Source organism: Klenkia brasiliensis, assembly GCF_900100695.1.
In the GTDB taxonomy this organism is placed as follows: domain Bacteria; phylum Actinomycetota; class Actinomycetes; order Mycobacteriales; family Geodermatophilaceae; genus Klenkia; species Klenkia brasiliensis.
Genome location: NZ_FNCF01000002.1, coordinates 679,470 through 696,992 on the forward strand (window position 1 = coordinate 679,470; position 17,523 = coordinate 696,992).

Genomic DNA, 17,523 nt, shown 5'->3' on the forward strand with positions numbered 1-17,523 from the left:
GGGGAGATAGGTGTGTCTGCGAGTCACGCCTCCACTGTCCACGTGTCGGAGCCGTGGAGCAAGCGGTCGAGGTCACCCGCCCCGCCCGACCGGGCCTCGGTGAGCTGGTCGGTCATCATCGCGTCGTAGGTGGGCTTGGCGACCGAGCGGAACACGCCCATCGGGGTGTACCGCAGGTCCTGGCTGGACAGCCGGGACAGCGCGAACGCGTAGGCCGGGTCCTCGCGGTGCGCGTCGTGCACCACGATGTCGGCCTCGTCGACGGAGTTGGTCTCGGCGACCCGCAACCCGCCCCAGCCGTCGGCCACCACGCAGGAGGCGCCGTCCGGGCCGAACACGATCTTCTCGCCGTGCACCAGCGGGATCGACCACTGCGTACCGGTCAACGGGTCCTTGAGCAGCTCGAAGGCGCCGTCGTTGAAGATGTTGCAGTTCTGGTAGATCTCCACCAGCGCGGTGCCCTGGTGCTCGGCGGCCTGCCGCAGCACGTCGGTGAGGCCCTTGCGGTCGGAGTCCATCGCCCGCCCGACGAAGGTGGCGTCGGCGCCCAGGGCGAGGCTGACCGGGTTGAACGGGTGGTCCAGCGACCCCATCGGGGTGCTCTTGGTGACCTTGCCCAGCTCGGAGGTGGGGGAGTACTGCCCCTTGGTGAGCCCGTAGATCCGGTTGTTGAACAGCAGGATCGTCAGGTTCACGTTGCGGCGCAGCGTGTGGATCAGGTGGTTGCCGCCGATGGACAGCGCGTCGCCGTCCCCGGTCACCACCCACACCGACAGGTCCGGCCGGGAGGCGGCCAGGCCGGTGGCGATGGCCGGCGCGCGGCCGTGGATGGAGTGCATCCCGTAGGTGTTCATGTAGTACGGGAAGCGCGAGGAGCACCCGATCCCGGACACGATGACCATGTCCTCGCGGGCGATGCCGAGGCTGGGCAGGAACGACTGGACGGCGTTGAGGATCACGTAGTCCCCGCAGCCGGGGCACCAGCGCACCTCCTGGTCGGTCTTGAGGTCCTTGGCCTTGAGCGAGGTCTGCTTGTCCCCGCCGAGCTCGACCGACCGCGCGACGGCGTCGGCGATCCGCTGGTCGAAGGCGGGCATGCCCAGCTCGTGGACGTGCTCGTCGATGGGTGAGGTGGTCACGACTGGACCTCCGGTCCGGTGCTGTCGATGACGTCCTGGAGGACGGCGGCGAGCTCGGCGGCCCGGAAGGGCAGCCCGCGCACCTGGGTGTGGCTCTGCACGTCGACGAGGTACTCGGCGCGCAGCAGCAGGGACAGCTGGCCGAGGTTCATCTCCGGGCACACCACGCGGTCGTAGGACCGGATGATGTCGCCCAGGTCGGCCGGCAGCGGGTTGACGTGGCGCAGGTGCACCTGCGCGATGGACCGGCCCGAGCGGCGGATCCGCCGGCAGGCGGCCCCGATCGGCCCGTAGGTGGAGCCCCAGCCGATGACCAGGACCTTCGCGTCGCCGTCGGGGTCGTCGACCTCGGTGGGCGGCAGGGACGCGGCGATGCCGTCGACCTTGGCCTGGCGAATCCGGGTCATGTGGTCGTGGTTGGCCGGGTCGTAGGAGATGTTGCCGGTGCCGTCGGCCTTCTCCAGCCCGCCGATGCGGTGCTGCAGCGCCTTGGTGCCGGGCACCGCCCACGGCCGGGCCAGCGTCTCCGGGTCGCGCAGGTAGGGCAGGAAGACCGGGTCGCCGGCGGCGTCGGTGCCGTTGGGCTCGGTCGCGAACTCCACCCGCAGGTCGGGCAGCGAGTCGGTGTCGGGGACCGACCACGGCTCGGCGCCGTTGGCCAGGTAGCCGTCGGAGAGCAGGAAGACCGGGGTGCGGTAGGTCAGCGCGATCCGCGCGGCCTCGATCGCGGCGTCGAAGCAGTCCGCCGGCGAGCGGGGGGCCACGACCGGCACGGGGGCCTCGCCGTTGCGGCCGAACATCGCCTGCAGCAGGTCCGACTGCTCGGTCTTGGTGGGCAGACCGGTGGAGGGCCCGCCGCGCTGCACGTCCACGATGACCAGCGGCAACTCGGTCATCACCGCCAGCCCCACGGTCTCGGACTTCAGCGCCACCCCGGGCCCCGACGTCGTCGTCACGCCGAGCGCGCCGCCGAAGCTGGCGCCCAGCGCGGCACCGATGCCGGCGATCTCGTCCTCGGCCTGGTAGGTCCGCACCCCGAAGGCCTTGTGCTTGCTCAGCTCGTGCAGCACGTCCGAGGCCGGGGTGATCGGGTACGCGCCCAGGAACACCGGCAGCCCGGACCGGACGCCGGCCGCGACCAGGCCGTAGGCCAGCGCCTGGTTGCCGGAGATGTTGCGGTAGGTGCCCGGCGCCATCGGGGCGGGCTTGATCTCGTAGGAGACAGCGAACGCCTCGGTGGTCTCGCCGTAGTTGAACCCGGCGCGGAAGGCGGCGATGTTGGCCGCGGCGATCTCCGGCTTGCGGCGGAACTGGCGCTCCAGGAAGCGGATCGTGCCCTCGGTCGGCCGGTGATACATCCACGACAGCAGGCCGAGGGTGAACATGTTCTTGCTGCGCTCGGCCTCCTTCTTGCCCAGGCCCGAGTCGGCGAGCGCATCGGTGGTCATCGAGGTCAGCGGCACGCTGACCAGCTGCCAGCCCTCCAGCGAGCCGTCCTCGAGCGGGTTCTCCGCGTAGCCGACCTTGGCCAGGTTGCGCGCGGTGAACTCGTCGGAGTCCACGATCAGCAGGCCACCGCCGGGCAGGTCGGCCAGGTTGGCCTTCAGCGCGGCCGGGTTCATCGCGACCAGCACGTCGGGGGCGTCCCCGGGGGTCATGATGTCGTGGTCGGCGAAGTGCAGCTGGAAGCTGGAGACGCCCGGCAGGGTCCCCGTGGGTGCCCGGATCTCGGCCGGGAAGTTCGGCAGCGTGGAGACGTCGTTGCCCAGCGACGCGGTCTCGCTGGTGAACCGGTTGCCGGTCAGCTGCATGCCGTCGCCGGAGTCACCGGCCAGGCGGATGACGACGCGGTCCAGCGTCACGACGTCCTTGACGAGACCCCCGGGCGCCGAGGCCTGTGCCTCGGGGGTGGTCTGCGAGGTGGTGCCAGTCATCAGGGAAGTACCTCCACCGGCCGAGATTACGTTCCCGTGACGGTCGGCCGGGCCGCCAGCGGGCGAGGGTGAGCGAGCACACGTCGCCCCCGCCGCTCAGCCCAGGAGGGCCCCGAACTCCCGCAGGGTCCGGGCGGCCACCTCGCGCAGCTTGACGTTGGTGTCCTGGCTGACGGTGCGCAGGATCCCGAAGGCGTCGTCGGGGGAGATCTGCCGGACGACGGCGATCGCCCCCTTGGCCTGCTCGATGACCGCGCGCGAGGCGATCGCCTCCTCCAGCTGGGAGATCAGCGTGGCCGAGCGGTGCTGGCGCTGCTGGCCGGCGACCAGGCCGCTGGCGATCCGCGCGATGAGGGTGGCCATGGCCTCGTCGTCGTCGCTGAACCCGTCGAGGGAACGGCTGTAGAGGTTCAGTGCGCCGAACCGGGCACCGTCGACCACCAGCGGGCAGGCGAGGAAGGCCAGCACGCCGTCGGCGGTGGCCGCGCGCGTGAAGTCCGGCCACAGCTCGCCGGCCTCGGCGACGGTCACCCGGACGCAGGACCCGGTGCGGACGGCGTGCAGGCACGGGCCGTCGTCCACGTCGTACTGGTCCCGGTCGACGGCGAGGGTGCGCTCGTCGGTCCAGGCCGAGCTGAACGGGGTGCCCTCCTGCACGACGGTGACGCCCGCGGAGTCGCAGTCGTCGATGGTGGCCTTGGCCGTGCGAGCGACCAGCTGCAGCAGCTCGGTGACGTCGCGGCCGTGGGCGTCGGGCCCGGTCAGCGCATCGACCACCAGACCCACGGCGGTCGGCCGCTCCGCGGCCACCTGGGTCACCAGCTCGCGGGTCCCCCGGCCGGAGGCCCGGTTCAGGTCGTCGGCGCCGAGGGCGCCGACGCGCTCCTGCTCACCGGTGTCCGTGTCGGTGCTCATGGGCCTACCAGTTGCTCACCGACCGCCCCGGCAAACCTCCCGCCGGCGCCCGGGCGGCCGGCCCGCGCCACGGGGGAACGGCGTCCCGCTCCACCACGTTGTCCCGGGCGTGCACCGCTGGAACAACGGTCTCCGGACCGCGCTGCTGCTCGGCCTCATGGCCGGGATGATCCTGGCCGTCGGTGCCCTGCTGGGCGGGCGCGGCGGGCTGGCCGTCGCCCTGGTCGTGGCGCTGGGCATCAACGGCTACGCGTACTTCAACAGCGACAAGCTGGCGCTGCGCTCGATGCGGGCGTTCCCGGTCACCGAGACCCAGGCCCCGCAGATGTACGCGATCGTCCGGGAGCTGGCGACCGGGGCCCGCCAGCCGATGCCGCGGCTGTACGTGAGCCCCACCGACCAGCCCAACGCCTTCGCCACCGGCCGCAACCCGCGCAACGCCGCGGTGTGCTGCACCCAGGGCATCCTCGAGCTGCTGGACCGCCGCGAGCTGCGCGGCGTGCTCGCCCACGAGCTGTCCCACGTCTACAACCGCGACATCCTGATCAGCTCCGTGGCCGGCGCCATGGCCACCGCGATCACCTTCGTGGCGCAGCTGACGATGTTCTCCAGCCTGTTCGGCGGCCGCGACGAGCGGGGCGGCGGCAACGCCCTGGGCGGGCTGCTGCTCGTGCTGCTCGGCCCGCTGGCCGCGGGGCTGGTGCAGATGGCGGTCAGCCGCAGCCGGGAGTACCAGGCCGACGCGTCCGGCGCGCAGCTCTCGCACGACCCGCTGGCCCTGGCGTCGGCGCTGCGCAAGCTGGAGCGGGGGGTGGCCGCCCGGCCGCTGCCCCAGGACCAGCGGCTGGTGACCCAGAGCCACCTGATGATCGCCAACCCCTTCCGGGGGGCGGGCATGGCGTCGATGTTCGCCACCCACCCCCCGATGGCCGAGCGCATCGCCCGGCTGGAGCAGCTGGCCCGGGAGTCCGGTCAGCGGTAGTTGTCGAACTGCAGGGCGATCTCGAAGTCCTTGCTCTTGAGCAGCTGCTGGACCGCCTGCAGGTCGTCGCGCTTCTTGCCGCTGACCCGCAGCTGGTCGCCCTGGATCTGCGCCTGCACGCCCTTGGGCCCCTCGTCGCGGATGGCCTTGGCGATCTGCTTGGCCTTGTCCGAGGCGATGCCCTGCTGGATGGTCGCGGAGATCTTGTAGGTCTTGCCCGACGCCTGCGGCTCGCCGGCGTCCAGCGCCTTCATCGAGATGCCCCGCTTGACCAGCTTCTCCTTGAACACCTCCAGCGCCGCGGTCACCCGCTCCTCGGTGTCGGCGGTCAGGGTGACCCCCTCCTCGCCGGCCCAGGCGATGGCGGCGTTGGTGCCCCGGAAGTCGAACCGCTGGGACAGCTCCTTGCCGGCCTGGTTCAGCGCGTTGTCGACCTCCTGGCGGTCGACCTTGCTCACCACGTCGAACGACGCGTCTGCCATGTCGGTTCTCCTCTCGTCGGCGAGCCACCCGGTGGGGCGGCTGCGCCGGTCTTGTACGCTCGTCGGGCACCACAGCACACGGCGGGTTGCCCGAGTGGCCAATGGGAGCGGACTGTAAATCCGTCGGCTTAGCCTACGAAGGTTCGAATCCTTCACCCGCCACGCCTGGTGCGACGGCCCCCGACCTCCCGGTCGGGGGCCGTCGTCGTCCCCCACCCGCTCAGGCGGTGGGGGCGCGGGCGCTGGCCACCGCGGTGCGCTCGAGCGGCCGGCCGCCGAGGAACAGCCACCCGAAGGCGATCGGCACCGCCCGGGTGCAGGTCACGGTGGCCTCCACGCCGTCGACGGCCACCGACCAGGCATCGAGCCGGGTGCCCCCGTCGGCGAGCTGGTCGGCCACCGCCACCTCGGCGGAGGCCTGGTCCAGCGGCAGGTAGCCGGCGACCCCGCGGGAGTAGACCGCGCCGCCACCGGTCTGGTTGGCCGCGGCGAGCGCGGCGCCGTCGCAGGCCGACTGCACCCGCTGCTGCTCCAGGAAGGCGTCCGACGCCGCGACCGCGCCGAGGGCCATGAGGGCCGCCACCAGCCAGCAGACCAGGACGAAGGGCAGGCTGGAGCCCTCCTCCGACCCGGTCCACGGCCTGCTCACCGGCGGAACTGTAGGTGCCCGGCGGCCCGACCGGGGGGCTGCTGTGGACGGCGGGCACCCCTGTGGACAACTCCCCGGCCGGGTCGGCTGAGCCCCGCACACTCCCGGCATGACGATCCAGGTGCCGCCGGCGGAGCTGTACGGCCTCGCCGCCGCCCTGCACGGGTGCGCCGACACCGCGGCCGAGGTCCCGGCGCGGTTGCCGGGTGCCGCGGTCGGCGGGCCCGTGCAGCCCGCCCTGGTGGTGCTGGTCGAGGCCGTGGGGGCCGCCGGTGCCCACCTGGCCGGGGAGCTGCACTGGCTGGGGTCCACCGTCGGGGCGGTCGCCGACGCCTGGGCAGGCCTCGACGGGTCGCTGCTGGCCCCGCGCGGGTCGGTCGCCGCCCGGTGAGCACCGTCCTCCCGCCGCCGGTCCCGCTCCCCGACCCCGAGGGCGACCCCGGTGCCCTGGCCGCCGCGGTCGACGGCCTGGCCGGGGCCGGGTTCGTCCTCGGGCTGCTCGAGGCGCACCTGGCCGGCCCGGCGGCCCGCGCCCCGGGGTGGCTGGGGGCGGACTCGGCCGCCGCGGCCGCGGAGGTGGGGGCGACCCGCCAGGTCGTGGGTGCGGTGCAGGACGCGGTCACCAGGGCGCTCGGCGCCCTGGCCCGCCACCGGGACACCGTGGCGGCCGCGCGGGCGCGCACCGCGGTGCTGCGCGACCGGCAGGACGCGGCCTTCGCCGACGCCCAGCTGCGGCTGGCCACCCGCGTCGACCCGGCCGCGCAGCTGTCCTCGGTCACCGAGGACCCGGTCGCCGCCGCGCTGGTCGCCGAGGTCGCCGCCGCCGACGCCGACCGCGCCGCGGAGCACGCCGCACTGCTGGCCTCCGTCGGCGAGGACGGCGCCGCCGCGGCCACCGTGCTGCTCGCCGCCGCGGCCGACCTCGGCGCCGGCGGGGTCCGCGGCGGGGGCCCGGCCGCCGACGCGGTCCGGCTGCACCTGGCGCTGCTGCTGCCGGGGCACGGCGCGTCCGTCCGCGCCGGGCTCGGCACCGGCATCGCCGACGAGCTGACGGCGGCGACGGGCACCGGCCAGGTGCGGGCGGTCCTCGAGCAGCACGCCGGGCTGCTCGCCGACCCGCTGGTGGCCGGTGCCGTGGTGGAGCGGCTCGGCGGGCCGGGGCTGCAGCAGCTGCTCCTGCTGGCCGGCTCCGACGACGGCGTCGCCCGCGGGCTCGCCGTGGCGCTCACCGCTGCCGCGTCCTCGCCGACGCGTGCTCCCGGGCTGCTCTCCGCGGTGCTGGACCCGCTGGACCCCGACGGCGTCCCCGACCAGGTCGCGCTCGGCACGGGGGCGGTGGTCGCGGCCGGCGGGGGAGCGGCCCTGGCCGCGCGCTGGCTGCCGTCCCTGCTGGCCCGCGAGCGGGAGCAGGGGCAGCGTGCGGTGGACCGCACGGCGAGCGGGGCCGCCGACCCGGTCGCGGTCGTCGTGGGGTCGGTGCTGGCGTCCGGGCACCCCGAGGTCGCGGCGGGGCTGCTCGACACCCCCGCCGCGTGGTCGGCGCTGCTGTCGCGCACCTGGTCAGACGACGGCGCGGCGCTCGCCGAGCTGGTGGCGCTGGCCGCCCGGGGCGGGTCCGGCCCGGTGGTCGCCACCGCAGCGCTCACCTCGGTGGGTGCCCCGTTGGTCCCCGGGGCCGAGCACGTCGTGACCGCGCTCCCGGGCACCTGGTCGCGGGCCGCGCCCGCGCTCGCGGCGGTGGTGGCGGCCCACCCCGACCTGCTGGTCTCCCGGTTGGCCGACCCCGCGGCGCCCGGCGCGGCGGCCGTGCTGGCCGGTGCCGCGGTGCTGCTGGCGGAGGTGCCGGCCGCGCGGGTGGTGGTGCCGGTGGTGGAGGCGCTGGCGGTCGCGCCGCCGGCCGGGGTCGACGGTGCGGTGCTGGCGGGGGCGTTCACCGCCGTGCGGGACCACGCCTCGACCGTGGCGCACCTGGTGGGCTGCGCCCGGGCCGACGCCGGGGCCGTGGACGAGCAGTTCCTCCGGACGGAGGCCGAGCTCGCCTTCTCGCTGGTGCCGGGGGAGCCGGTGATGGTGCTGGGGTCCGCCGTCGACACCGTGCTCGGCCGCGCGGGCTTCGGGGTCCCCGACCGGCCGGCGGCCCCGTCGCTGCTCGGCCCCGGTGGTGCGTCGGCCGCAGCCGTGCGGCTCGCGGGGCGCCCCGGGGGTGCGGGTCTGGCCTACGAGCAGGTCCTGCGTGCGCTGCGGTTGCCCGCGCCGCTGCCCGTCGAGGCCCTGGCCCCGCCCGACGTGCTGTCCCCGCTCGGCGAGCTCCGGCGGGGCGGCTCACCCGTGGCCCGGCTGCTCTGACCGACCGCGCGTGCCCGCATCCGGAGGGTCACGACACGTCCGCGGGCGGGCCGGTCCCGCGAGGACTGCGCCTGACGTGGCGTGTCGGTGGGGAGGAGGGCGGCGGTCGCGTGGTCGGCTGCGGTGCCGGCTGGGAGCGACACGCCACGACACGGCCGGATGTCACCCGGATCAGTGACTTGAGGTCGTTAAGCTTCGACGCAGAGTAGCGACGCGACCACAGGTCACCCGGTCGTGCTGTCGACGACTTGCCCGGACGGGTGACCGGTCGCGACGCTCCTCGCAGCGGTCCGTGCCGACCTTGCTCTGCCCCCGCGTGGGCGGCTGCCGCATTCGAGCAGTCCATCCATGCCTGAGGAGGCGTCATGTCCAGCACGCTGCGCACGAACAAGTGGACCCGCACCAACAAGTGGACGCGGACGAACAAGTGGACCCGCACCAACAAGTGGACCTGAGCGGCCCGCACGGGGTGTGACGGCGGGGTAGCTGTTCCTCGGGCTGCCCCGCCCGGGTGAGATCGCTCTTCCCGGACCGTCACTCACTGTTAGCCTCGCGCCGACGCCGCTGCCGAGGGAACAGGGTGACGTTGGCCGAGCCCCCGATGCCTGTGGTGACACGGGTGACAGCACTGCTACGGCGACCGTGGACGCCCACCGCATTCGCGGTGGTCACGGCCGCCGCGGTAGGTGTGCCCGCAATCCGGGACTCGGTGCACCCCGCGAGCTGGTGGGCGGTCTGCGCCGTCCTCGTCGGGGCGCTGGTCGCCGACCTCGTGCCCCTCCACGTCGAACGCGGGCGGCAGACCTGGACCTTCTCCTTCGGTGACCTCGTGATGGTGGTGGGGCTGGTCGAGATCGGGCCGTTCTGGACCGTCGTGGCGCGGTCGGTCGCCCTGCTCCTGGCCCTCGGCCACGAGCGCTACGCGCTCAACAAGGTCGTCTTCAACCTCGCCGTCACGATGCTCGAGGTCGCCGTCGCAGGCCTCGTGCTGAGCTGGGCCGAACCGGTCAGGATCGAGCGGCCGACCACCTGGGTCGTACTGCTCCTGGCCCTGCTCGCGTCGGCCGGCGTCAGCACGTGCATGGTGGCTGTCGCCATCGCCATCACTGCTGGACCTCCCGGCCGGGACTACTGGCGGGCGACCCTCGGACCCAACCTCCTGCTCCCCATGCTCGGCACGGGTGTCGGGGTCACCATCCTCCTGCTGCTCGACCTCACGGCGTGGGCCCTGGTGATCGTCGTCCCCCTCGTCGTGGCAGTGCTGCTCTTCTTCCGTCAGACGGCTCGGACCAACCGCGACCGCCGGCGCGTGGAGCAGGTGTACGACTTCGCCCGCCGGGTCGAGGAGGTCTCCCCGGACGAAGCGGGTCTTCGACAGATCGCGTCGGCCGTGCGCGAGCTCCTCAACGCCGACCGCGTCGCGCTGTGGTTGCCGCCCTACCTCGACGAGGAGCCCCGGCTCGTCGTCGCCCGGGCCGGGGAAGCCGAGCCCTGGTACGAGGGCCCCAGCGACCCCGATGACCTGATACGCCGGCGCGCCGTGGACCCACGCGGTGGCGGGCCGGTGCTCGTGGGTACTCCCAGGGCCTCGGGCGAGGAGGCCGCCGCACTCCAGCGCCGTCAGGCGTCGGAGGTGCTGGGTGCACCGATCGTGACCGCAGCGGGCGAGTACGGGTACCTGGAGGTCTGCGACCGGCAGAGCGACGTCGTCTCCTTCGAGTCCGGCGACCGGGCCGCCCTGGACTCCATGCTGACCCACGTCAACGCAGCCATCCGGCAGCAGCAGCTGCTCACCCGCATCCGCTACGACGCCGACCACGACGCGCTGACCGGGCTGCCCAACCGGCAGCGCCTGGCCGTGGAGATCGACGCCCTGCTGTCCACCGAGCCCGGCGAGGTCCGGGCCGGCCTGGTCTTCGCGTCGCTGGACAACTACACCGACGTCACCGACACCCTCGGCCACGCGGCCAGCGACGAGCTGCTGCTGGTCACCGCCGGCCTGCTGCGCGAGCACGCGCCGCCCAGCGCCCTGGTCGCCCGGATGGAGGGCGGCCAGTTCGCCGTCCTGCTGCCCGGGCTGAGCCTGCCGGCGACCGAGCGGGCCGCCCGCCGGCTGCGCGACGCGGCCGCCACCCGGGCCCGGGTGGCCGGGCTGGACCTCGACGTCCTGCTCACCTTCGGCGTCGCCGCCGCACCGGTGCACGGGGACACCTCCGGCACGCTCATGCAGCGCGCCGACGTGGCCCTGCTGGCCGGCCACAGCTCCGGTGGGGTGGCCAGCTACCACCCGGTCCTGGACCAGCAGAGCCTGCGCCGCCTGCAGCTGGGCACCGAGCTCGAGACCGCGATGGCCGAGAAGCAGATCACCGTGGTGTTCCAGCCGATCGTGGACACCCGGACCTCGGACATCGTGTCGGTGGAGACGCTGGTCCGGTGGGCGCACCCCCGCTACGGCAACGTGCCCCCCGACGACTTCATCGGCCTGGCCGAGCAGATCGGCCGGATCGGCGCGGTCACCGACTACGTCCTGGACCTCGCTCTGGAGCGCTGCCGGCGCTGGCTGGACCAGGACATCGCGCTGTCGGTCGCGGTCAACCTCTCCGCCAAGTGCCTGGCCGAGCCCGACCTGGTCGACCGCGTCCGCGCGGCGCTGCGGCGGCACGGCGTCGCCGGGTCCCTGCTCACGCTGGAGCTGACCGAGGGCATCGTCGTGGACGACTCGGTGCGCAACTCCACCGTGCTGGCCGACCTGCACGCCCTGGGCCTGCGGCTGTCGATGGACGACTTCGGGACCGGCTACTCCTCGCTGTCCCAGCTGCGCCAGCTGCCCATCGACGAGCTGAAGATCGACAAGTCCTTCGTGCTGGGCATGTCCACCAGCCAGAGCGAGTCCTTCATCGCCCGCTCGATCGTCGAGCTGGCCCACAACCTGGGCCTGCGGGTGGTCGCGGAGGGCGTCGAGGACGAGGTCACCCGCGACCTGCTGGCCGAGATGGGCTGCGACAAGCTGCAGGGGTTCCTGGTCAGCCGGCCGCTGCCCGACGACCGGCTGGAGAACTGGTTGCTGGCCCGCACCGGCGTCCGGTCCGCCGCGCCGGGCGCGCCGCACCGCCGGTTGTTCGTCCGCTCGTGAGCGTTTGCTAGGGTTCTCGAGCACGCTCCGAGAGGGGCACGCGCACCACGCCGCGAGGCGCCGGGTAGTGTGTCCCGCGAAGCAGGCAGGCCCCTTTAGCTCAGTCGGCAGAGCGTCTCCATGGTAAGGAGAAGGTCTACGGTTCGATTCCGTAAAGGGGCTCCGACCAGCCGGTCCAGTCGACAGATCGGGCCGCACGGTCATCCCGGCGGCGTAGCTCAGCCTGGTAGAGCAAACGGCTCATAATCGTTGTGTCACCGGTTCAAGTCCGGTCGCCGCTACTCCTGACGGACCCCGGTCACCGGGGTCCGTCGCCGTGTGGGGGACCATCCCGCGCACGTCATCCCAGCGCAAGGCGAGGAAACGCTCATGGCAGCCACCGATGTCCGTCCGAAGATCACCCTGGCGTGCCAGGAGTGCAAGAACCGCAACTACATCACCCGCAAGAACCGGCGCAACGACCCCGACCGGCTCGAGCTGAAGAAGTACTGCCCCACGGACAAGAAGCACACGATCCACCGCGAGACCCGCTGACCCCAGCGAGTCTTCGAGCGACGGAGGGCGGGAGCATGGCGTTGGACCCAGGACTGGTCGGGCGCAGCTACCCGCCCTCCGTCGTCTACGAGGTGGGGCGCGAGAAGATCGCCGAGTTCGCCCGCGCCCTGGGTGACGACGACCCGGTCTACCGCGACCCCGAGGCCGCCCGCGCGGCCGGCCACCCCGACGTCGTCGCCCCGCCCACGTTCGCCATCGTGCTGAGCCTGGGGGCGGGAGAGGTGGTCCTCGCCGATCCCGACGTCGCCATCGACTACAGCCGCGTGGTGCACGGCGAGCAGCGGTTCGTGCACCACCGCCCCATCCGGGCCGGCGACCGGCTGGTCGCCACCGCCTCGATCGAGGCCGTGCGCAGCGTGGCCGGCAACGACATGCTCACCACGCGCGTCGACCTCGCCACCGAGGACGGCGAACCGGTCTGCCGGGCTAGCGCGATGCTCGTGGCGCGGGGCGCCTGATGGCCGCCGTCGTCCGCCGCGCCGACGTCGAGGTCGGCACCGAGCTGCCCGCGCAGACCTCGCAGGTCACCCGGGCCGACCTGGTCCGCTACGCCGGTGCCTCCGGTGACTTCAACGTCATCCACTGGAACGAGCGCGTCGCCACCGAGGTCGGCCTGCCCGGCGTCATCGCCCACGGCATGCTCACCGCCGGCCTCGCCGCCCGTGCGGTCACCGCGTGGGCCGGCGACCCCGGCGCGCTGGTCGAGTACTCCGTGCGCTTCAGCCGCCCGGTCGTGGTCCCCGACGACGGCGTGGGCGCCGAGGTGGTCGTGGCCGGCCGCGTCGCCGCGCTGCTGGACGACGACCGCGTCCGGGTCGACCTCACCGTCACCAGCGGCGGCGAGAAGGTGCTCTCGCTGGCCCGGGCCGTCGTCCAGCTCTGACTCAGCCGGCGCTGCCCAGCAGGCGCTGCAGGCGGGTGATGCCCTCCACCAGGTCCTCGTCGGCCAGCGCGTAGGACAGCCGCAGGTAGCCCGGCGTCCCGAACGCCTCACCGGGGACGACGGCGACCTCCGCGGCCTCCAGCACCACCTCGGCCAGCTCGGCGCTGGTGGTCGGCGTCCGGCCCGCGATCTCGCGGCCGAGCAGCGCCTGCACCGAGGGGTAGACGTAGAACGCCCCCTGCGGCTCCGGGCAGGCCACCCCGGGGATCTCCCGCAGCATGGCGACGGCGGTCCGGCGCCGGCGGTCGAAGGCCTCCCGCATGGTGGCCACGGTCGACTGGTCACCGGTCAGCGCCGCCAGCGCCGCGGCCTGGGAGACGTTGGCCACGTTCGACGTGGCGTGCGACTGCAGGGCCGTCGCGGCCTGGACGACGTCCGGCGGGCCCAGCAGCCAGCCGACCCGCCAGCCGGTCATCGCGTAGGTCTTGGCCACCCCGTTCACCACCACGCAGCGCGGGCGCAGCTCGGGCACCAGGGCCGGCATCGAGGGTGCGGTCGCCCCGCCGTAGTCCAGGTGCTCGTAGATCTCGTCGGTCAGCACCCACAGGCCCGTCCCCAGGGCCCAGCGGCCGATCTCCTCGACCTGCTCGGCGGGGTGCACCGCGCCGGTGGGGTTGGCCGGGGAGCAGAACAGCAGCAGCTTGGTGCGCGGGGTGCGCGCGGCCTCCAGCTGGCGCACCGAGACCAGGTAGCCCGACTGCTCGTCGGCGACCACCGGCACCGGGACGCCACCGGCCAGCCGCACCGCCTCCGGGTAGGTCGTCCAGTACGGCGCGGGCAGCAGCACCTCGTCGCCGGGGTCGAGCAGGGTGGCCAGCGCCTCCTGCACGGCCTGCTTGCCGCCGTTGGTGACCAGCACGTCGGCCGCCGACGCCGGGACGCCGGAGTCGCGCAGCGTCTTGGCGGCGACCGCCTCGCGGAGCGCGGGCAGCCCGCCGGTGGGGGAGCAGCGGTGCATCGCGGGGTCGCGGGCCGCCCGCACCGCCGCCTCGACGACGTGGTCGGGGGTCGGGAAGTCGGGCTCGCCCGCGCCGAAGCCGATGACCGATCGGCCCGCCGCCCGCAGCGCCTTCACCCGGGCGTCGACCGCCAGCGTGGCCGACCCGCTGACGGCGGCGACCCGGCGGGAGACCCGGCGCTGGGCGGGGGAGTCGGCGATCGGCTCGCTCATCGCCCCATCCTGCCAGCCGGGGGTGGCTGCCCCGGAGGCGTGCTGGCTCGGTGCCGACCCCGTCACGTACACTTCTCGCCTGGGGTTCTCAGACCCTGTCACCGGCGTGCCCCGGTACCACCCCGTGCTGGTCATGGAGTGGTCGGACCACGCCACCGACAGGTCGGGGTCCCCGGCGGTCGCCCCGGTGGCCGCCTAGGGGTGTAGCTCAATTGGCAGAGCAGCGGTCTCCAAAACCGCAGGCTGCAGGTTCAAGTCCTGTCACCCCTGCTCGCCCGCCGGCCCGCCGGCGGTGTGCACGACCCGCCACCGAGCGGCGCAGCAAGCCCGGCCGGTCCGGCCGGGACGGTGGAGCGACCACCACCCCAGACCGCGAACACCGACGACGAGGCGAGGCGCAGTGAGCGACGAGCAGCCGGGCACCGAGGACGCGCGCCGCCGTCCCCGGTCCGAGCCCGCCGACGACGCCGAGCTGACCGACGAGCAGATCGACGCCGAGACCCCCGGGGTCGCCGACGCCGCCGAGCTCGAGGCCGCCGAGGACGAGGTCGCGCAGGAGGCGGCCGAGGACGAGGACAAGGTCGTCGCCACGCCCGCCCGCCGCCGGCGGGGCGCCATCACCGCCGACGACGAGGACGACGACGAGCCGGCCGCCCCCCGGGTGCGCCGTCGCGACCGCCCCGGTGGCCGCCCGGCCAGCGAGGCCCGCACCACCCGGCCCGGCGGCCGCAGCGCCGACGCCAAGGACGACCGGACCCCGACCCGGGCCGCGGCCGAGCGGGCCCGCGCCGCGGAGCTGCGCGAGAAGCGCAGCATCGGGCGGTTCCTCCGCGAGGTCGTCGCCGAGCTGCGCAAGGTCATCTGGCCGGGCCGGCGCGAGCTGATCACCTACACGACCGTCGTCATCGTCTTCGTCGCCTTCATGGTGGCGCTGGTGGCCGGGCTGGACATCCTCTTCGCCCAGGGCGTCATCGCCGTCTTCGGCTGACCCCGCCACCGACCCCGCCCCACCGACGCACAGGAAAGAGACCCACCCCGTGACCGACCCCCGCGAGAACGACGACGTCGTCGCCGACGCCACCGAGGACCCGACGGCCGACGCCGCCGTGGACGCCGCCACCGGTGCCGTCGACGCCGAGACCGGCGTGCGCGAGACCGGTGCGGCCGAGGGCTCCGTGGACACCGGCGACCTGACCGCCGACAACCCGATGGCCGACGCGGTCGCCGGCGGCTCCGGCAACGCCCGCGGTGCGGTCGACGACGCCCTGGTCGGGGACACCTCGCTGGAGCCGGCGCCCGACCACGACCCCCTCACCGAGGAGGTCCTCGCGACCGCCGAGGAGGAGGACGAGGACCCCGCCGAGGCCATGCGCAAGGCGCTGGCCGGCGCGTTCGGCGACTGGTACGTCATCCACTCCTACGCCGGCTACGAGAACAAGGTGAAGACCAACCTCGAGTCGCGGATCACCAGCCTCGACATGGAGGACTACATCTTCCAGATCGAGGTCCCGACCGAAGAGGTCACCGAGATCAAGAACGGCAAGCGGGTCCAGGTCAACCGCAAGGTGCTGCCCGGCTACCTGCTGGTCCGGATGGACCTGACCGACGACTCGTGGGGCGCGGTGCGCAACACCCCCGGCGTCACCGGCTTCGTCGGCGCCACCTCCCGGCCCTCGCCGCTGAGCCTGGACGAGGTCGTCAAGCTGCTGGTCCCCGCGACCACGCCGAAGGCCGCCGCGTCCCCCGAGGCCGGTGCGCCGGCCGCCGGCACGCCCAGCAGCCCCGTCGTGGACTTCGAGGTCGGCGAGTCGGTCACCGTCATGGACGGCCCCTTCGCCACGCTGCCGGCCACCATCAACGAGATCAACGCCGAGCAGCAGAAGCTGCAGGTCCTGGTCTCCATCTTCGGCCGCGAGACGCCGGTCGAGCTGTCCTTCAGCCAGGTCCAGAAGCTCTGACCCGGCTGATCCGCACCACCCCCTGAACGACAAGAAGAGGAAGTCATGCCCCCCAGGAAGCGGTTGACCGCGGTCATCAAGCTCCAGATCAAGGCCGGTGCGGCCACCCCCGCCCCGCCCGTCGGTCCGGCGCTCGGCCAGCACGGCGTCAACATCATGGAGTTCTGCAAGGCCTACAACGCCGCGACCGAGTCGCAGCGCGGGGACATCGTCCCGGTGGAGATCTCGGTCTTCGAGGACCGCTCGTTCACCTTCATCACCAAGACCCCGCCGGCCGCGCGCATGCTGCTCAAGGCCGCCGGTGTGGAGAAGGGCTCCGGCGAGCCGCACAAGACCAAGGTCGCCACGGTCACCCGTGACCAGGTGCGCGAGATCGCCCAGGTCAAGATGGAGGACCTGAACGCCAACGACCTGGACCAGGCCGAGAAGATCATCGCCGGCACCGCCCGGTCGATGGGCATCACCGTCCAGTAAGCAGCACCCCCAGCAGTTCGTGGGAGGGCCGCCCAGGCCCGTTCACCACACGACCGCCCGCGCGAGCGGGCGCAGACAGGAGCGCCACCATGGCCAAGCACGGCAAGAACTTCCGCAAGGCAGCGGAGCTCGTCGACGCCACCCAGCTCTACAGCCCGCTGCAGGCGGCGGGGCTGGCGAAGCAGACGTCGACCACCAAGTACGACGCGACCGTCGAGGTCGCCATCCGCCTCGGGGTCGACCCCCGCAAGGCCGACCAGATGGTCCGCGGCACGGTCAACCTGCCCCACGGCACCGGCAAGACCGCCCGCGTCATCGTCTTCGCGACCGGTGACAAGGCCGCCGAGGCCGAGGCCGCCGGCGCCGACGTCGTCGGCTCGGACGACCTGATCGAGCGCATCCAGGGCGGTTTCCTGGACTTCGACGCCGCGATCGCCACCCCCGACCAGATGGCCAAGGTCGGCCGGATCGCCCGGATCCTCGGCCCCCGCGGCCTGATGCCGAACCCGAAGACCGGCACCGTGACCCCCGACGTCACCAAGGCCGTCAACGACATCAAGGGCGGGAAGATCAACTTCCGCGTCGACAAGCAGTCCAACCTGCACCTGGTCATCGGCAAGGTCTCCTTCGATGAGACCAAGCTGGTGGAGAACTACGCCGCCGCCCTCGACGAGGTGCTGCGGGCCAAGCCGTCGGCCGCCAAGGGCCGCTACGTCCGCAAGGTCACCGTCTCGACCACCATGGGCCCGGGCATCCCGGTCGACCCGAACCGCACCCGCAACCTGCTGGTCGACGAGGCCTCGCAGGTCTGACGGAACCGCACCGCAGACGCCCCCGCAGCC

At 73.5% G+C, this 17,523-nt stretch carries 17 protein-coding genes and 4 tRNA genes; 15 read left to right on the plus strand and 6 right to left on the minus strand.

The genetic code is table 11. From position 1 onward, the window contains the following. Positions 1-23: 23 nt before the first annotated feature. From BLT39_RS07640 to BLT39_RS07650, 3 genes are all read right to left on the minus strand, one after another. Complete coding sequence (locus BLT39_RS07640; protein ID WP_242658238.1) at positions 24-1,139, minus strand: 2-oxoacid:ferredoxin oxidoreductase subunit beta; 1,116 nt, start codon at positions 1,137-1,139, stop codon at positions 24-26. Continuing rightward, complete coding sequence (locus tag BLT39_RS07645) at positions 1,136-3,073, minus strand: 2-oxoacid:acceptor oxidoreductase subunit alpha (protein WP_091061322.1); 1,938 nt, start codon at positions 3,071-3,073, stop codon at positions 1,136-1,138. Before BLT39_RS07645 ends, BLT39_RS07640 begins: the two co-directional genes overlap by 4 nt. 96 nt (positions 3,074-3,169) lie before the next feature. Continuing rightward, on the minus strand, positions 3,170-3,988 hold the full coding sequence (locus BLT39_RS07650; RefSeq protein ID WP_091061324.1) for a GAF and ANTAR domain-containing protein: 819 nt from the start codon (positions 3,986-3,988) through the stop codon (positions 3,170-3,172). A 109-nt stretch (positions 3,989-4,097) separates the two neighbouring features. On the opposite strand from BLT39_RS07650, the gene htpX reads away from it, so the two are divergent. Next, the gene (htpX, locus tag BLT39_RS07655; protein ID WP_091061326.1) at positions 4,098-4,970 is read left to right on the plus strand and encodes a zinc metalloprotease HtpX; all 873 of its coding nucleotides are present in this window, start codon (positions 4,098-4,100) and stop codon (positions 4,968-4,970) included. On the opposite strand, the gene BLT39_RS07660 is transcribed toward htpX, so the two are convergent. Further along, the gene (locus BLT39_RS07660) at positions 4,961-5,452 is read right to left on the minus strand and encodes a YajQ family cyclic di-GMP-binding protein (protein ID WP_091061328.1); all 492 of its coding nucleotides are present in this window, start codon (positions 5,450-5,452) and stop codon (positions 4,961-4,963) included. The genes htpX and BLT39_RS07660 overlap by 10 nt on opposite strands. An 80-nt stretch (positions 5,453-5,532) precedes the next feature. Between BLT39_RS07660 and BLT39_RS07665 the strand changes: the two genes are divergently transcribed. Then, positions 5,533-5,614 (plus strand) — tRNA-Tyr (locus BLT39_RS07665). 58 nt (positions 5,615-5,672) lie between these two features. Here BLT39_RS07665 and BLT39_RS07670 read toward each other — a convergent pair. After that, positions 5,673-6,101, minus strand: coding sequence for a pilus assembly protein TadG-related protein (locus BLT39_RS07670; RefSeq protein WP_242658239.1), 429 nt, complete (start codon positions 6,099-6,101; stop codon positions 5,673-5,675). Positions 6,102-6,210: 109 nt separating this feature from the next. Here BLT39_RS07670 and BLT39_RS07675 point away from each other — a divergent pair, with 109 nt between their 5' ends. The 8 genes from BLT39_RS07675 to BLT39_RS07710 all read left to right on the plus strand — a co-directional run bounded on the left by BLT39_RS07675 (position 6,211) and on the right by BLT39_RS07710 (position 13,018). After that, positions 6,211-6,492 carry a hypothetical protein gene (locus BLT39_RS07675; protein WP_091061331.1) on the plus strand — a complete coding sequence of 94 codons (282 nt, stop codon included), beginning with the start codon at positions 6,211-6,213 and terminating at the stop codon, positions 6,490-6,492. After that, positions 6,489-8,447, plus strand: a complete 1,959-nt coding sequence (locus BLT39_RS07680) for a hypothetical protein (protein ID WP_091061333.1) — start codon at positions 6,489-6,491, stop codon at positions 8,445-8,447. The genes BLT39_RS07675 and BLT39_RS07680 overlap by 4 nt, the downstream gene beginning before the upstream one ends. A 709-nt stretch (positions 8,448-9,156) precedes the next feature. Continuing rightward, on the plus strand, positions 9,157-11,580 hold the full coding sequence (locus BLT39_RS07685; protein ID WP_242658240.1) for a putative bifunctional diguanylate cyclase/phosphodiesterase: 2,424 nt from the start codon (positions 9,157-9,159) through the stop codon (positions 11,578-11,580). A gap of 89 nt (positions 11,581-11,669) precedes the next feature. Beyond that, positions 11,670-11,742 (plus strand) — tRNA-Thr (locus BLT39_RS07690). Between the two features lie 45 nt (positions 11,743-11,787). Continuing rightward, positions 11,788-11,861: transfer RNA gene (locus BLT39_RS07695), tRNA-Met, on the plus strand. A gap of 88 nt (positions 11,862-11,949) precedes the next feature. Beyond that, positions 11,950-12,114 (plus strand): 50S ribosomal protein L33, encoded by a 165-nt coding sequence (gene rpmG, locus BLT39_RS07700; protein ID WP_091061338.1) that lies wholly within the window; start codon positions 11,950-11,952, stop codon positions 12,112-12,114. Positions 12,115-12,149: 35 nt separating this feature from the next. Continuing rightward, the gene (locus BLT39_RS07705; RefSeq protein WP_091061339.1) at positions 12,150-12,593 is read left to right on the plus strand and encodes a MaoC family dehydratase N-terminal domain-containing protein; all 444 of its coding nucleotides are present in this window, start codon (positions 12,150-12,152) and stop codon (positions 12,591-12,593) included. Next, entirely contained in the window at positions 12,593-13,018 is a 426-nt protein-coding gene (locus BLT39_RS07710) for a MaoC family dehydratase (RefSeq protein ID WP_091061342.1), read from the plus strand. The genes BLT39_RS07705 and BLT39_RS07710 overlap by 1 nt, the downstream gene beginning before the upstream one ends. Position 13,019: 1 nt before the next feature. On the opposite strand, the gene BLT39_RS07715 is transcribed toward BLT39_RS07710, so the two are convergent. Continuing rightward, positions 13,020-14,249 (minus strand): pyridoxal phosphate-dependent aminotransferase, encoded by a 1,230-nt coding sequence (locus BLT39_RS07715; RefSeq protein ID WP_091061344.1) that lies wholly within the window; start codon positions 14,247-14,249, stop codon positions 13,020-13,022. A 197-nt stretch (positions 14,250-14,446) separates the two neighbouring features. Here BLT39_RS07715 and BLT39_RS07725 point away from each other — a divergent pair. From BLT39_RS07725 to rplA, 5 genes are all read left to right on the plus strand, one after another. Beyond that, positions 14,447-14,519 (plus strand) — tRNA-Trp (locus BLT39_RS07725). Between the two features lie 130 nt (positions 14,520-14,649). Beyond that, positions 14,650-15,237 (plus strand): preprotein translocase subunit SecE, encoded by a 588-nt coding sequence (gene secE / locus BLT39_RS07730; RefSeq protein WP_091061349.1) that lies wholly within the window; start codon positions 14,650-14,652, stop codon positions 15,235-15,237. 49 nt (positions 15,238-15,286) lie between these two features. Beyond that, on the plus strand, positions 15,287-16,207 hold the full coding sequence (gene nusG, locus BLT39_RS07735; RefSeq protein ID WP_091061351.1) for a transcription termination/antitermination protein NusG: 921 nt from the start codon (positions 15,287-15,289) through the stop codon (positions 16,205-16,207). A 45-nt stretch (positions 16,208-16,252) separates the two neighbouring features. Then, a complete protein-coding gene (gene rplK / locus BLT39_RS07740; RefSeq protein ID WP_091061354.1) occupies positions 16,253-16,681 on the plus strand; it encodes a 50S ribosomal protein L11 in 429 nt (142 codons plus the stop codon). Between the two features lie 89 nt (positions 16,682-16,770). After that, entirely contained in the window at positions 16,771-17,493 is a 723-nt protein-coding gene (gene rplA, locus BLT39_RS07745) for a 50S ribosomal protein L1 (RefSeq protein WP_091061356.1), read from the plus strand. Positions 17,494-17,523 lie beyond the last annotated feature (30 nt).

What these genes read in the sequence shown, in the direction of transcription:
- BLT39_RS07645 (WP_091061322.1), bottom strand. Translation starts at nt 3,073, where the DNA reads ATGACTGGCACCACCTCGCAGACCACCCCCGAGGCACAGGCCTCGGCG.
- BLT39_RS07650 (WP_091061324.1), bottom strand. Translation starts at nt 3,988, where the DNA reads ATGAGCACCGACACGGACACCGGTGAGCAGGAGCGCGTCGGCGCCCTC.
- BLT39_RS07660 (WP_091061328.1), bottom strand. Translation starts at nt 5,452, where the DNA reads ATGGCAGACGCGTCGTTCGACGTGGTGAGCAAGGTCGACCGCCAGGAG.
- BLT39_RS07675 (WP_091061331.1), top strand. Translation starts at nt 6,211, where the DNA reads ATGACGATCCAGGTGCCGCCGGCGGAGCTGTACGGCCTCGCCGCCGCC.
- rpmG (WP_091061338.1), top strand. Translation starts at nt 11,950, where the DNA reads ATGGCAGCCACCGATGTCCGTCCGAAGATCACCCTGGCGTGCCAGGAG.
- BLT39_RS07705 (WP_091061339.1), top strand. Translation starts at nt 12,150, where the DNA reads ATGGCGTTGGACCCAGGACTGGTCGGGCGCAGCTACCCGCCCTCCGTC.
- BLT39_RS07710 (WP_091061342.1), top strand. Translation starts at nt 12,593, where the DNA reads ATGGCCGCCGTCGTCCGCCGCGCCGACGTCGAGGTCGGCACCGAGCTG.
- BLT39_RS07715 (WP_091061344.1), bottom strand. Translation starts at nt 14,249, where the DNA reads ATGAGCGAGCCGATCGCCGACTCCCCCGCCCAGCGCCGGGTCTCCCGC.
- rplK (WP_091061354.1), top strand. Translation starts at nt 16,253, where the DNA reads ATGCCCCCCAGGAAGCGGTTGACCGCGGTCATCAAGCTCCAGATCAAG.
- rplA (WP_091061356.1), top strand. Translation starts at nt 16,771, where the DNA reads ATGGCCAAGCACGGCAAGAACTTCCGCAAGGCAGCGGAGCTCGTCGAC.